The sequence below is a fragment of the Streptomyces sp. NPDC087440 genome, assembly GCF_044744005.1.
Lineage (GTDB): Bacteria > Actinomycetota > Actinomycetes > Streptomycetales > Streptomycetaceae > Streptomyces.
The window spans coordinates 140,232-153,386 of record NZ_JBIUXN010000008.1; the positions used below are offsets into that span (position 1 = coordinate 140,232).

Genomic DNA, 13,155 nt, shown 5'->3' on the forward strand with positions numbered 1-13,155 from the left:
CGGCGCTGGTTGGGCGGTGCTGGTCGCGCGGTGCTAGTTGGGCGGTGCGTCCCCGCTGCCCGCCGGGCGGCGGCCCTGTTCGCCGCCGCCGATCAGGCCGCCGACGGGGTTGGGGTCGCCGCCGTCGCCGCCCCCGTTGTCGCCGCCGCCCTGGTCGCCGCCTCCGTCGGTGGCGGTGCCGCCGTCGTTGCCGCCGATCAGGCCGCCGCCGTTGTCACCGCCTCCGTCGCCGGTGGCGCCGCCGTTGGTGGTGCCGCCGGTCTGGCCGCCGCCGGTGGTGGCCGCGCCGCCGGTCTGGCCGCCCTGCTGGCCGCCGTTGGCCGCGGCTCCGCCGTTGTCGGTGCCGGGCTGCTGCCCGCCGGTGTCCTGGCCCGGCGGGGGTGCGACGGGCGGGGCGACCGGCGGCGGGTTGACCGGGAGTTCGGAGCCCGCCTCGACCTCCAGGTCGAACTCCTTCACCTCCTTGCCCTTCAGGGCGGCACCCGTGTACTGCGCCCACGTCTCGGCGGGCGCGCCGCCGCCGTTGATGCGGGGCTGGCCGAGCGCTCCGTACAGCGGCTTCTGCACGGCGGTGTCGGGGTCGGCGCCCATCACGGCGACGACGCTTGCCAGGTCCGGGGTGTACCCCGCGAACCAGGCCGCCTTGTCCTCCTCGGCGGTGCCGGTCTTGCCCGCCGCCGGGCGTCCGGCGGCCTTGGCGGCCGCTCCCGTACCGCCCTCGACGACGCTCTGCAGGATCGCGGTGGTGGTGTCGGCGGCGGCCCTGGAGACGACCTGCTTGGCTTCCTGCCGGGGCAGCGGGAGGTCCTCGCCGTTCTTGGAGATCTTTTCGACGAGTGAGTACGTGCCGTGCTTGCCGTGGTTCGCCAGGGTGGCGTACGCCTCGGTCATGTCCAGCACGCTCGCGGTGGCGACGCCGAGCGCGATCGAGGGGTACGGGTTCAGCTCGGGCGTCTCCTCGGGCAGGCCGAGGGCGACCGCGGTCTCCTTGACCTTCTTGGGGCCGACGTCCACGGCCATCTGCGCGTACACCGAGTTCACGGACTTGTCGGTGGCGGTGCGCACGGAGATGTTCCCGTACGACACGTCGTCCTCGTTCTCCGGCGCGAACGCGATGGGGCTGCCGACGACGGGCCGCTTGTTGGTGCCGTCGTACGTGGTGTTCGGGGTGATCGGGGCCCCGGCCTGGGTGGTGGAGCCGTTCTCGACGGCCGCCGTGAAGACGAAGGGCTTGAAGGTGGAGCCGACCTGGAAGTCGCGCCGGGTGGCGTTGGAGACGTACTGCTTGGTGTAGTCGATGCCCCCGTACATCGCGACGACCTTGCCGGTGGCCGGGTCGATGGAGGCGCCGCCGACGCGCACGTTGCGGTCGGCCTTGCGCTTCTTCGCGTCGACCTTTTTCATCACGTTGTCCTCGACGGCCTGCACGAAGGCGTCCTGGCGCGGCTTCTCCAGGGTGGTGGTGATCCGGTAGCCGCCGGTGTTGAGGGTCTCCTCGTCGATGACCTTGTTGCCGGTGAGGTAGTCCTCGACGGCCTGCACGATGTAGCCGCGCTGCCCGGAGAGGCCCCCGGCGGGCTTGGCCTGCTGCGGCTGCGGGAAGGTGATCTTCTTCCGGTCGGCCTGCTTGAGCCAGCCCTCGGTGACCATGCCGTCCAGGACGTAGTTCCAGCGGCCCAGTGCCTTGCCCCGGTTCTCCGGGTGGGTGGCGACGTCGTAGGCGTTGGGGGCGTTCAGCAGGGAGGCGAGGTAGGCGCCCTCGGGGGCGCCGAGCTGCTCGATGTCCTTGCCGTAGTAGGCCTGGGCGGCGGCCTGGATGCCGTACGCGTTGCGGCCGAAGTAGCTGGTGTTGAGGTAGCCCTCCAGGATGTAGTCCTTGGACTCCTCCCGGTTGAGCTTGATCGCGATGAAGAACTCCTTCACCTTGCGGGTGACGGTCTGCTCCTGCGCCAGGTAGTAGTTCTTCACGTACTGCTGGGTGATGGTGGAGCCGGACTGCTTGCCCTTGCCGGTGGCCGTGTTCCAGGCGGCGCGGAGCATCGCCTGCGGGTCCACGGCGGGCTCGCTGTAGAAGCCCCGGTCCTCGGCGGCCAGCACCGCGTGCTGGATCTCCTTGGGGACCTGGGACAGCTTCACGTTCTCCCGGTTGACCTCGCCGTCGCGGGCGAGCGGGGTGCCGTCGGCGTAGAGGTACACGTTGGACTGGGCGGTCGCGGTGTCGTTGGCCGCGGGGATCTTGACCATCGTGTAGCCGGCGATGAAGGCGCCGACGAGGAGCACCGCGAGGAGCACGAACGTACCGAGCAGCATCCGCCAGGTCGGGATCAGCCGCCGCCAGCCGGTGCGCCTGGGGCGCTTCTTCTTGCCCGGGGCGTCGTCGGGGGCGTCGGAGTCCGGGCCCGGTTCCGGGACGGAGGGGTCCCGGGGGGCCCAGCCCGGCTGCTGCTGTGGCTCGTCGCTCATGCCTGTGAAGACTCCTCGGACGCGGCCAGAGGTTCACACTCCGGCATAACGGTGTCGTATCGGGCGATTCGCTTGCGCCTCCATAAAACACCGTGCTCTACCGCGAATCCCACTCGTCCTCACACAGGGCGAGTAATCGCTCGCGGCCGGTGACCCCGTTGGGCTAGGGTCGTGCGCTTCGGTGTCGGCGGCATGCGGCGAGCCAAGTGGCTCAACGAGTGAGGGGGTGGGGGAGGTGCGGGTGCGCTGGCGGCTGTACGCGCTCGTGGCCGTCGGAGGGTTCCGCCGGTACGCCACGTACCGTGCGGCGACCCTGGCGGGGGTCTTCACCAACACCGTCTTCGGGTTCATCCTCGCGTACGCGTACACGGCCCTGTGGGACCAACGTCCGCACCTGGGCGGCTACGAGCTGCCGCAGGCCCTCGCGTACGTCTGGATCGGCCAAGCCCTGCTCGCCGCCGCCTCGTTGATGGGCGGCGGCTTCGAGAACGACCTGATGGAACGCATCCGCACCGGCGGGATCGTCACCGACCTCTACCGCCCCGCCGACCTCCAACTGTGGTGGCTGGCCGCCGACTTGGGGCGCAGTGCCTTCCAACTCCTGGGCCGGGGCGTGGTGCCGATGGCGATCGGCTCGTTCGCCTTCGAACTGGCCATGCCCACCCCGTGGTGGCGCTGGCCCGCCTTCCTAGGGGCGGTCTTCCTGGGCCTGGTGGTCAGCTTCGCGCTGCGCTACCTGGTGGCGCTGAGCGCGTTCTGGCTGCTGGACGGGGCGGGCGTCACCCAGCTCTCCTGGCTGGCGGGCATGTTCTTCTCCGGGATGCTGCTGCCCCTCAACCTCTTCCCCGGCCTGCTGGGCGAGGTGGCGCGGGCACTGCCGTGGTCCTCGCTGCTCCAGATCCCGGCGGACGTCTTCCTCGGGGTGCGCACGGGCTGGGACCTGCTCGCCGCGTACGCCTTCCAGGCCGCCTGGGCCCTCGCCCTGCTGACGGTGGGGCGCACGATGCAGGCGGCGGCGACACGGCGGGTGGTGGTGCAGGGTGGCTGAGCAGACGCTGATTCCGCCGCGGGGGCGGTGGGCGCTCGCGCGGGACGGCTTCCGGGCGTACGGGCTCATCGCGATGATGTGGGTGCGCTCCACGATGGCGTACCGGGCCTCGTTCGCCCTGACCACGATCGGTCACTTCGCGGGCACCGGACTCGACTTCGTGGCCGTGCTGCTGATGTTCGGGCACGTGGAGCAGCTCGGCGGCTTCTCGCTGGGCGAGGTGGCCTTCCTGTACGGGGTGGCGGGTGCGGCCCTGGGCATCGGTGACCTCCTGATGGGCACCATGGGCAAGGTGGGCCAGCGGGTCCGCGACGGCACGCTGGACACGCTGCTGGTGCGGCCCGTCCCGGTGCTGGCGCAGCTGGCGGCGGACCAGTTCGCGCTGCGCCGGATCGGCCGGATCACCCAGGGGCTCGCGGTGATGGCGTACGCGATCTGGCAGCTGGACCAGGTGCAGTGGACGCCGTTGAAGGTGGTGATGGTGCCGATGATGCTGCTGAGCGGCGGGGCGATCTTCGCGGCGCTGTTCACGATGGGCGGCGCGTTCCAGTTCCTGGCGCAGGACGCGGCGGAGGTGCAGTCGGCGTTCACCTTCGGGGGCAACGCGCTGCTCCAGTACCCGCCGACGGTTTTCGCCAAGGACCTCGTACGCGGGGTGACCTTCCTGCTGCCGCTGGCCTTCGTGAACTGGATTCCGGCGATGTACGTGCTGGGGCGGCCGTACCCGCTGGACGTCCCGGGGTGGTTCGCCTTCGCCCCGCCGCTGGTGGCGGTGGTGTTCTGGGCGGTGGCGGGGTTGTTGTGGCGGGCGGGGTTGCGGTCGTACCGGAGTACGGGGAGTTGAGGGGCGATGGATCTCATCGAGTTGGACAACGTCGAGAAGGTCTTCGACGTACGCCGTAAAACGGGCTTCCTGCGCAGGGAGAAACGGCAGGTCAGGGCGGTCGACGGGATCAGCTTCACGATCCCGCGCGGCGAGATGGTCGGCTACATCGGCCCCAACGGCGCGGGCAAGTCCACCACCATCAAGATGCTCACCGGCATCCTCACCCCCAGCGGCGGCCGCCTGCGGGTCGCGGGCATCGACCCGGCGCGCGAACGCACCCGGCTGGCGTCGCGGATCGGGGTCGTCTTCGGCCAGCGGACGACTTTGTGGTGGGACCTGCCGCTGAAGGACTCGTACCGGCTGATGCACCGCATGTACCGGATCCCGGACGCCCGTTTCGCGGCGAACATGGAGCGCTGCGTGGAGCTCCTGGACCTGGCCGAACTGCTGGACGTCCCCGTACGGCAGCTGTCGCTCGGGCAGCGGATGCGGGGCGACATCGCGGCGGCGCTGCTGCACGACCCCGAGGTGCTCTACCTGGACGAGCCGACGATCGGGCTGGACGTCGTCTCCAAGTCCAAAGTGCGGCAGTTCCTGCGGGACTTGAACGCGGAACTGGGCACGACCGTCCTACTGACGACCCACGACCTCACCGACATCGAGCAGCTCTGCAAGCGGGTCATGGTCATCGACCACGGGCGGCTGATGTACGACGGGGCGCTGGCCGGGCTGCACGAGGTGGGGGAGAGCGAGCGGACCCTCGTCGTCGACCTGGAGCACGAACTGCCGCCCGTGGAGACGGAGTTGGCGCGGGTGGTGAAGGTGGAGGGGCCCCGGCAGTGGCTCGCCTTCCCGGCGTCGGTGTCGGCGGCGCCCCTGGTGGCCCAACTGGCCGCCTCGTACCCCCTGTTGGACCTGTCCGTGCGCGAGCCGGACATCGAGGCGGTGATCGCGAAGATGTACGCGGGCGGGGCGGACGGGGCGCAGGGCGCGCGGCTAATCTGACGCGTATGACGAGTGCTGGGGATGCTGGGGACCGACACCTTCCTGAACTGCGGGCGTCCGACGCCGACCGCGAGCGCGTGGCCGAGGTGCTGCGCGAGGCGGTCGCCGAGGGGCGGCTCGACATGGAGGAGTTCGACGAGCGCCTCGGCGCGGCGTACAAGTCCCGTACGCAGGGAGAGCTGCAGGTCCTCGTACGGGATCTGCCGGTGTCCGCCGAGACGGCGCCGATGGTGCTGCCCGGGGTGCGGGGCCAGGACGCCTCCGTGACGTCCTGGGCCTCCCGGATCGGGGTTCCGGCGACCTCGAAGGGGGCGTTCGCCTTCTGGGGCGGCTTCAAGAGGTGGGGGCAGTGGAGCGTGCCACGGGTCTTCACGTCGTTCGCGATGTGGGGCGGCGGGGAGATCGATCTGCGCGAGGCGCGGTTCGAGGAGCGCGAGGTGACGATCCGCTGCATCACGATCATGGGCGGGATCCAGGTGAAGGTCCCGAACGACCTGCACGTGGAGGTGCGGGGCATCGGCATCATGGGCGGCTTCGACGACAAGGCCACGGGGGAGGGGACGCCGGGGTCGCCCCGGGTGAGGGTCACGGGGTTCGCCCTGATGGGCGGGGTGGGGGTGGACCGCAAGCTCCGCAGGGCGGAGAAGGAGCGGTTGCGGGGGGAGCGGCGCAAGGAGCTCTGAAGGCCCTTTCCCTCCCAGCCCCCTTGGGCGGCGGGGCCGCCCCCCGGGGGCGGGACGGGCGGGCAAGGGGGCGGCCCCTCCCGCTCCCGGCCCGCCCGGGTGCCGCCCCTTGGCCCAGCCCCGGCACCGGGTGCGCGTCCAAAGGGGCCCCGGGCCCGCCCCCGTACCGGACATGCGGCCCCGTCCTGCTCAGGCAGGAGAGGCCCCGGACCCGCCCCTTTCCCTAAAGCGCTCGCCGCGCGGCGATTGCACGGGTCCGTGCGGGTGAGTGGGGGGCTGGTCGCGCAGTTCCCCGCGCCCCTGACGGGGCACGGAAGGCCCGCGCAGGAGTTCAGGACCGTACCGCCGAAGCCCCCGCCCCACCCCGCAACAGCGACCACTCCACCAGCATCCCCATCCGCCGATACCCCGCATCACTCGGGTGAAGGTGGTCCCCGGAGTCGTACTCCGGCGCCATCCGGACCACCCCCGCCCCGGCCGCCCCCCGCACCGCCCCGTCGAAGTCCACCACCCCGTCGAACACCCGCCCCGCCCGAATCTCCGCGTTCACCGCCCCCCGCACCGCCTCCCGCTCCTTCGTCCACGCCGGGTGTCCCCCGAACGGCAGCAGCGTCCCGCCGATCATCCGCTGCCCCCGCGCGTGCCCCTGCCGCACCAGCTCCCGCAGCCCGGCCACGATCCTCCCCGGGTCGCTCTCGTGCGGCGGCGCGATGATGTCGTTGATCCCCAGCAGGACCACCACCGCCCTGACCCCCGGCCGCCCCGCCGCGTCCGCCTCGAAGCGGGACAGGCCGCTCGGCCCCCGGTTGTCGCTCAGCAGCCGGTTCCCGCTGATGCCCTGGTTGAGGACGCCGTAGCGCGGGGCCCCGGCCTCCGCCCGCAGCCGGTCCGAGAAGACGTCCGGCCAGCGGCGGTTGGCGTTCACCGTCGAGGTGATGCCGTCCGTGATCGAGTCGCCGAACATCACCACCGCCCCGTCGGCGTCCGCGTTCAGCACGTCCACGCCGGTCAGGTAGCGCCAGTTGTTCGTCCGCATCCGGTACCCGCCGCCGGACATGTCCTCCGTGTGGTCCCCCAGCGCGCTGTAGTTCGTCTGGCGGGCGTGCGGGTGGTACGTCACGGAGCCGCTCGGCCGCGGCGAGTACGTCGTGACCAGCAGGTCCCCGTCGTACGGCACCTGGATCGCGGTCCGGTCGCCGACGACGCTCCCGCCCGCCGGGATGATCACGTACGGCCTGCCGCCGAAGGTCACCGACCGCATGGTCCCGGGCGCGGCCGCCGGTGCCCCCTGGTCGGCGGCCACGGCTATGGAGGCGTGGGATATGAGCAGCGGCTCGTCCCCGAAGCGGTTGGAGAGGGTGATGCGGGCGCTGGTGCCGCCGATGCTGGTGTGCACGACGTTGCGTACGGAATGACCCGCCAGGCCGCGCGGGGTACGCGGCTCGGGACCCACCGGGGAGGCCGCCCACGTCCCGATCCACCGTTTGGAGGCGGCCGGCCGCAGCCCGTCGCCCCCGCCGTGCTGACCGCCGTCCCCCCGCCCCTGCTGCCCGGCACGCGCCGCGCCGTCGCCGCCGGAGAGACCGGTCAGGGCGAAGATGCCGCAGGAGATCAGTACGACCACCGCCGCCAGTGCGGCCAGCAGGGCGTAACCGTGGCGCCGGGTCATGCTGGGGAGACTCCTCGTATCACTGCGACGTCACTGCTCGTGACTACTCATGACTGCTCATGACGCTCGTGTCTGATCATCTGCACATCTGTTCACCATGATGCGGTACGGCATCGAGGACTGAGACGTCGGGAACTCGGGGTGCGTTCCGGGAGTAGGACAGGTAGGGACGGTACTGAGGGGTCTTCGTGTACGGAGGTACGGAGGTTCCCCCGGCCCCGCAGGGTCGTGCTCCCGCGCGTACGCGGCAGGGGATACGGGAACCGGAAGCAGGACGGCAACGGGCCGGGAACGGGCCGGGACGGCGAAGGGCGACGGACGAGGCGCATGGAACGTAACGACAAGGGACCGACGGAGCCCGCACGGGCACGGGGCGACGGCGCGGACGGTGGACCGGCCCGCTTCGACAAGCCTGCCCACTCCACCCCGCCCCCCACTCCTGCTCCCCCCTCCACCCCCCGCCAGCCCTTCGCGTTCAGCGAGGCCGACGAGGAGAAGCAGCGGGGCGTACGCCGTATGAAGGCGACGGCCACCGGCCTGCTCCTCTTTGTCGCCCTCGTCTACGTCCTGGCCAAATGGGCGCAGCACAGCGGGCTGGGCGGCTGGGCGGGCTACGTCGCGGCGGCGGCGGAGGCCGGGATGGTGGGCGCGATGGCGGACTGGTTCGCCGTCACCGCCCTCTTCAAGCACCCGCTCGGCATCCCCATCCCGCACACCGCGATCATCCCCACCAAGAAGGACCAGCTGGGCGTCTCCCTCGCGGACTTCGTCGGCGAGAACTTCCTCTCCGAGGACGTCATCCGCGCCCGCCTGGCCCCCCTGGACATGGGCGGCCGCCTGGGCGCGTGGCTGGCCGACCCGGCCCACGCCGACCGGGTGACGGAGGAGCTTGCGACAGCCCTGCGCGGAGCCCTCACCATCCTGCGCGACTCCGACGTACAGGCGGTCGTCGGCGAGGCCATCACCCGTCGCGCCGAATCCGCCGAGATCGCGCCGGGCCTCGGCAAGGCTCTCGACAAGGTGGTCGCCGACGGCGCCCACCACCGGGCCGTGGACCTGATCTGCACCCGCGCCCACGACTGGCTGGTCGAACACGGCGACTCGGTCATGGACGCGGTGCAGGGCGGCGCCCCCGGCTGGACCCCGCGTTTCGTCGACCGCAAGATCGGCGACCGCGTCTACCGCGAGCTCCTGCGCTTCGTCACCGAAATACGGGACATGCCGACCCACCCGGCCCGTGGCGCCATCGACCGCTTCCTGGCCGACTTCGCCACGGACCTCCAGTCCGACTCCGAGACCCGCGCCCGCACCGAGCGCCTCAAGTCCGAGATCCTCAACCGCCCCGAGGTCCAGGACGTGATCGCGTCCGCCTGGTCCGCCGTCCGCGCGATGATCATCGCCGCCGCCGACGACGACCGCTCGGAGCTCCGTCTGCGGGTCCGTGCCTCCCTGATCTCCCTCGGCACCCGCCTGGCCACCGACGGCCGCCTGCAACGCAAGCTCGAAGGCTGGGTCGAAGGTGCCGCGGTCTACGTCATCACGACCTACCGCAGCGAGATCACGTCCCTCATCACGGACACCGTCGCGGGCTGGGACGCGACCCACACCTCCCGCAAGATCGAGGCGCACATCGGCCGTGACCTGCAATTCATCCGCATCAACGGAACGGTGGTCGGCGCCCTGGTCGGCCTCCTGATCTACACGATCTCGAAGGCCTTCGGCGCCTGACGCCCGTACGGGCCCTCGCGTACGGGCCCTCGCGTACGGACCCTACTTACCGCACTTACCGCACCGGGTCGCGGCCCACGAGGCGGCCGCGACCCCACCCGCCACGGCGAACACCGCGGGCCACGCCCCGACCTTCTTCGCCAGCGGGTGCGACCCCGCGAACCCGGCCACGTACAACCCGGTCAGCCCCGCCGCGACCTTCCCCCCGGCCTCCTGCTGCCACTGCCGCGCAGCCACGGCCCCCGCCGCCGCCAACGCCACACCCCCGAGCGGCCGCTTCTTCGTCCACCGGGCCACCCCGTACCCACCGACCAGCCCGGTAGCGGCAACGAGGGATGCGGGCACCTTGACCATGACTACTGCCTCCAGCTGTGACACGAACGTGTGTCCTGCGAGGCTATCGGGACACCCGAACCGGCCGCTCCCGCCCCTGGCTGTCCCTACCGCTCGCAGGCGACCCCGTCGCCGTCGCGGTCGAGGTGGGCGCCGAAGCCGGGCTGGCCCTTGCGGATCGGGGCGGCGCCGGCGGCGCGGACGGCCGCGCAGTTCTTGTAGGTGAAGCCGGTTCCGGTACCGGTTCCGGTGCTTTCGGCGGTCGAGCTCTTGGTCTTCTTCGGCGCACCGGCGGCGTCCGTCGTTCCGCGCGACTTCTTGGCGGAGGTGGCGGGTCCCGGGGTGTTCATGGTGATGCGTACGACGGCCGTGCCCTTGACCGGCTTGGCGCCGACCGGCTTGCCCTTCATCTCCTTGACCTGCACCTCGTACATGAAGTCGTCCTCGCCCACGTAGGTGGAGGTCGGCGTGTACGTGACGCGGGTGCCCTTGATGCTGGCCGACCCGTGCCGGGGCTTGGTGTGGAGGGTGAGCGTGTACTCGGACGCCTCCACCGCGCCGAGGAAGGGCGCGGCGGGAGTGCCTGCCGGGGCGAGGGTGTCGTTCTTGAGCACCTCAAGCACGACCTTCTTGCCGTCCTCGGTGTCCTCGGCGTCGTCGACGAGCTGCATCCAGGGCGGCCCGGCCTTCGCGGCCTGCGCGACGACCCCGTCACTGGCACTCGCCCCCGGCTTCGCGCCGTCCGCCCCCGTCTCACACCCGACCAGGGCCGCGGCCATGGCCATGACAGCTCCACCGACGACGACGGACCGCCGAAGGGCGGCACCTCTCACCCACTGCATGTGCCCCCCAAGGCATCCGATCCGGAGCGCGACATTCGTCCGGAGGTTCGAAAGCGAATCAAGAGGCTGATGATGACAGTGCGACGGAGGCCGAGGTGCATCAGGGGTCGCTGAATGACCGAAAGTCGCCTCTCAAACCACCTGAAACCGCCCCTATGTCGGATTCGCCACCCCTGGTGCCGCCCGCCCCGGCACCACCGCCGAAGCCCCCGGTGGCGCGATTTCACGCCACCGAGGACCCCGTCCACTCCTACTCGCAGCCGACCCCGTCGCCATCCCGGTCGAGGTGTCGCCCGTACCCGGGATCCCCCCGCCGGATGGGCGCGGCACCGGCGGCCCTCACCGCGGAACAGTTCTTGTACGAAACACTGCCGCCACCCCCGGACCCCGATCCACCCCCGGACCCGGACCCGCCACCCGACCCTGACCCACCCTCATGGGGCTCACACCCCACCCCATCCCCATCCCGATCAAGGTGCGCCGCATAACCGGGCTGCCCCTGCCGAATCGGCGCGGCGCCGGCGGCCCGTACGGCGGCACAGTTCTTGTAGGAGACCTTCACCGGCGGCTTCTTGGTCTTGACCGGCGCGGGCTTGGCAGCGGGCTTGGCCGCCGCCACCGTCAACCGCACGACCGCCGTACCACTGACCGTCCCGGCCCCGCCCTCCCCTTCAACGGTCACCTTGTACGTGAACTCATCCTCGCCCCCGAACCCCGCCTTCGGCGTGTACGTGAAGCTGCTCCCGCCGCCCCCGACCACGGCCGTCCCCACCGTGGGCGCGGACTCCAGCGCCAGCGTGAACTCCCCCTTCCCGACAGCCTCCTTGAAGTCCTCGGCGGCACCCCCCGCCGCCGTGAAGGTGTCGTTCGCCAGCACCTCCACCACCACCGGCTTGGCACCCTTCACGCCGGCACTGTCGTCCACGGCCCCGACCGCACCGGTGGCGGGCGTCGGCGCTGCCTCCGTTGCTGACGGCGTCGCCGTCACGCTCTCCTTGGCGGTGGGCGTAGCCACACCCCCCACCGGCTTGGCATCCGCCCCGGCCCCACCCCCACACCCGGCCAGCGTCACCGCCGCCACAACGGCAACGGCACACCCCGCGACCCCGCGCTGCCGCACGCCACCTGCACGTATCCCCATCACCACGAGCCCCCCAAGGCATCAGACGAACCGAGAGGCCGATGATGGCAGTGCTGTGGAGATCATGTGCTCAAGCAGTGAACATTTGGCTTGAAGTAGTCGTTTGAGTCCCGACTCCCCGTACGGCTCGGCGCCCTCAATGGCGCTTCTACTAGAGCGTGTTGCTGCGAAGCGCACCGATGAAGTGACTCCAAGAGGCATCGTTCACGCTGATTCGCGGGCCCTCAACCACCTTGCTGTCCCGCACCGACGCCCCGTTCCGCGTGCCCGCGACCTCTACGCACTCGGTGTTCGCCCCCCCCCCGCTGTAGGAGGACTTGAACCAGACAAGGGCGTCGTTCGTCATTACATCTCCCCGCCCCGGACCGCTCGTATGAACTCCGTCCACGTTGCGCGCCGCAGAGTGATCTGAGTTCCCTCAGGGGCCTTCGAGTCGCGCACGGCAGTGTGTGCGGAGACGCAGGCGACCTCGACGCACTCCCCTCCCGTACCGTTGCTGTAACTGCTCTTGTGCCAACTCGGCTCTGCGGACCGGATCATCGGGAGTGTTCCTCCAGGGTCTTACGGATCAGCGCGGCTGATCTCTGAGGACTCAGCGCCATCGCCCGCAGGTGATCGAACGCCTTTGTGTAGAGGTGCACGTCCGTGGGCTGTTCCAGGTAGACCGAGTCGGTCAGCCCTTCGCGGTAAACCACATCCGGATCCTCTTGCTCAGGGAAGCCGAGAATCGTGTAAGTCCCCGTCGCTGGATAGGCCCCCGCGTCGAAGGTCAGGACCTGCACCGTCACGTTGCTCAACTTCGCCATTTCCAGCATACGTTCGAGCTGCGAGGTCATCACCTGGCTACTGCCGATGACGTGCATGAGTGCGCTCTGGTGTACCACTGCCCAGAGGTCCGGCGGGGTCGGATCGGTCAGCAGTTCTTGCCGCCGCATCCGCACATCAACGAGCCGCTGGATCTCCTCGGGCTCGTGGTCACTCGACGCCCGGGTCAGCGCGGCGGCGTAATCCGCGGTCTGAAGCAGTCCCGGAACGAACTCGTTCTGATACGTGCGGAGTCCGGAGGCAGCCTGCTCCAGGCCCACGTACACCGAAAACCAGGCCGGCACAGCATCGCCGTGAGCATGCCACCACCCTTTGGTCTTCGAGTCCTTGGCGAGCGACTTCAGCAGCTCGCGCATCTCGTCTGAGGTCCCGTAGAAGCGACACAGCGCATCGATGTCCGAAGGCTGTACGCGCCCCTGCCCAGTCTCCAGCCGGCTGACCTTGGACCCGCTCCAGTCGAGCTCCTTACCTACCTGGTTGCAGGTGAGGCTGCTCTCTTCGCGCAGCTTCTTGAGTTCGATCGCCAGCCGTCGGCGCCGCGCGGTGGGCGAACCGGCCATCTGCTTCAACTCCTCGTGCCGTAGCGGAAGTT

13 protein-coding genes are annotated in these 13,155 nt (G+C 70.6%); 5 read left to right on the top strand and 8 right to left on the bottom strand.

Annotated elements, in window-relative coordinates; all coding sequences use genetic code 11:
- Positions 1 to 33: 33 nt before the first annotated feature.
- Positions 34 to 2,463 carry a transglycosylase domain-containing protein gene (locus ACIO3O_RS18385; RefSeq protein ID WP_401746788.1) on the bottom strand — a complete coding sequence of 810 codons (2,430 nt, stop codon included), beginning with the start codon at positions 2,461 to 2,463 and terminating at the stop codon, positions 34 to 36.
- A 235-nt stretch (positions 2,464 to 2,698) separates the two neighbouring features.
- Between ACIO3O_RS18385 and ACIO3O_RS18390 the strand changes: the two genes are divergently transcribed.
- Genes ACIO3O_RS18390 through ACIO3O_RS18405 form a run of 4 tightly spaced genes read left to right on the top strand, consistent with a single transcriptional unit; the run spans position 2,699 to position 6,025 of the window.
- A complete protein-coding gene (locus ACIO3O_RS18390) occupies positions 2,699 to 3,511 on the top strand; it encodes an ABC transporter permease (RefSeq protein WP_401747136.1) in 813 nt (270 codons plus the stop codon).
- Positions 3,504 to 4,355: an ABC transporter permease gene (locus ACIO3O_RS18395; RefSeq protein ID WP_401746790.1), complete on the top strand. Its 852-nt coding sequence runs from the start codon at positions 3,504 to 3,506 to the stop codon at positions 4,353 to 4,355. Before ACIO3O_RS18390 ends, ACIO3O_RS18395 begins: the two co-directional genes overlap by 8 nt.
- 6 nt (positions 4,356 to 4,361) lie before the next feature.
- Positions 4,362 to 5,342, top strand: a complete 981-nt coding sequence (locus ACIO3O_RS18400; protein ID WP_401746792.1) for an ATP-binding cassette domain-containing protein — start codon at positions 4,362 to 4,364, stop codon at positions 5,340 to 5,342.
- 47 nt (positions 5,343 to 5,389) lie between these two features.
- The gene (locus ACIO3O_RS18405; RefSeq protein WP_401747138.1) at positions 5,390 to 6,025 is read left to right on the top strand and encodes a DUF1707 domain-containing protein; all 636 of its coding nucleotides are present in this window, start codon (positions 5,390 to 5,392) and stop codon (positions 6,023 to 6,025) included.
- A gap of 331 nt (positions 6,026 to 6,356) precedes the next feature.
- Here ACIO3O_RS18405 and ACIO3O_RS18410 read toward each other — a convergent pair whose 3' ends face one another.
- The gene (locus ACIO3O_RS18410) at positions 6,357 to 7,694 is read right to left on the bottom strand and encodes an SGNH/GDSL hydrolase family protein (protein WP_401746794.1); all 1,338 of its coding nucleotides are present in this window, start codon (positions 7,692 to 7,694) and stop codon (positions 6,357 to 6,359) included.
- 327 nt (positions 7,695 to 8,021) lie between these two features.
- On the opposite strand from ACIO3O_RS18410, the gene ACIO3O_RS18415 reads away from it, so the two are divergent.
- Positions 8,022 to 9,422, top strand: a complete 1,401-nt coding sequence (locus ACIO3O_RS18415) for a DUF445 domain-containing protein (protein WP_401746796.1) — start codon at positions 8,022 to 8,024, stop codon at positions 9,420 to 9,422.
- A gap of 42 nt (positions 9,423 to 9,464) precedes the next feature.
- On the opposite strand, the gene ACIO3O_RS18420 is transcribed toward ACIO3O_RS18415, so the two are convergent.
- The 6 genes from ACIO3O_RS18420 to ACIO3O_RS18445 form a co-directional block, all read right to left on the bottom strand.
- Positions 9,465 to 9,776: a hypothetical protein gene (locus tag ACIO3O_RS18420; RefSeq protein WP_401747140.1), complete on the bottom strand. Its 312-nt coding sequence runs from the start codon at positions 9,774 to 9,776 to the stop codon at positions 9,465 to 9,467.
- Between the two features lie 86 nt (positions 9,777 to 9,862).
- Positions 9,863 to 10,540: an excalibur calcium-binding domain-containing protein gene (locus ACIO3O_RS18425; protein WP_401746798.1), complete on the bottom strand. Its 678-nt coding sequence runs from the start codon at positions 10,538 to 10,540 to the stop codon at positions 9,863 to 9,865.
- Between the two features lie 307 nt (positions 10,541 to 10,847).
- Complete coding sequence (locus tag ACIO3O_RS18430) at positions 10,848 to 11,612, bottom strand: excalibur calcium-binding domain-containing protein (protein WP_401746800.1); 765 nt, start codon at positions 11,610 to 11,612, stop codon at positions 10,848 to 10,850.
- A 277-nt stretch (positions 11,613 to 11,889) separates the two neighbouring features.
- Positions 11,890 to 12,084, bottom strand: a complete 195-nt coding sequence (locus ACIO3O_RS18435) for a DUF397 domain-containing protein (RefSeq protein WP_401746802.1) — start codon at positions 12,082 to 12,084, stop codon at positions 11,890 to 11,892.
- Complete coding sequence (locus ACIO3O_RS18440) at positions 12,084 to 12,278, bottom strand: DUF397 domain-containing protein (protein ID WP_401746803.1); 195 nt, start codon at positions 12,276 to 12,278, stop codon at positions 12,084 to 12,086. The genes ACIO3O_RS18435 and ACIO3O_RS18440 overlap by 1 nt, the downstream gene beginning before the upstream one ends.
- Positions 12,275 to 13,123: a helix-turn-helix domain-containing protein gene (locus ACIO3O_RS18445; RefSeq protein ID WP_401746806.1), complete on the bottom strand. Its 849-nt coding sequence runs from the start codon at positions 13,121 to 13,123 to the stop codon at positions 12,275 to 12,277. Before ACIO3O_RS18445 ends, ACIO3O_RS18440 begins: the two co-directional genes overlap by 4 nt.
- Between the last annotated feature and the right edge of the window lie 32 nt (positions 13,124 to 13,155).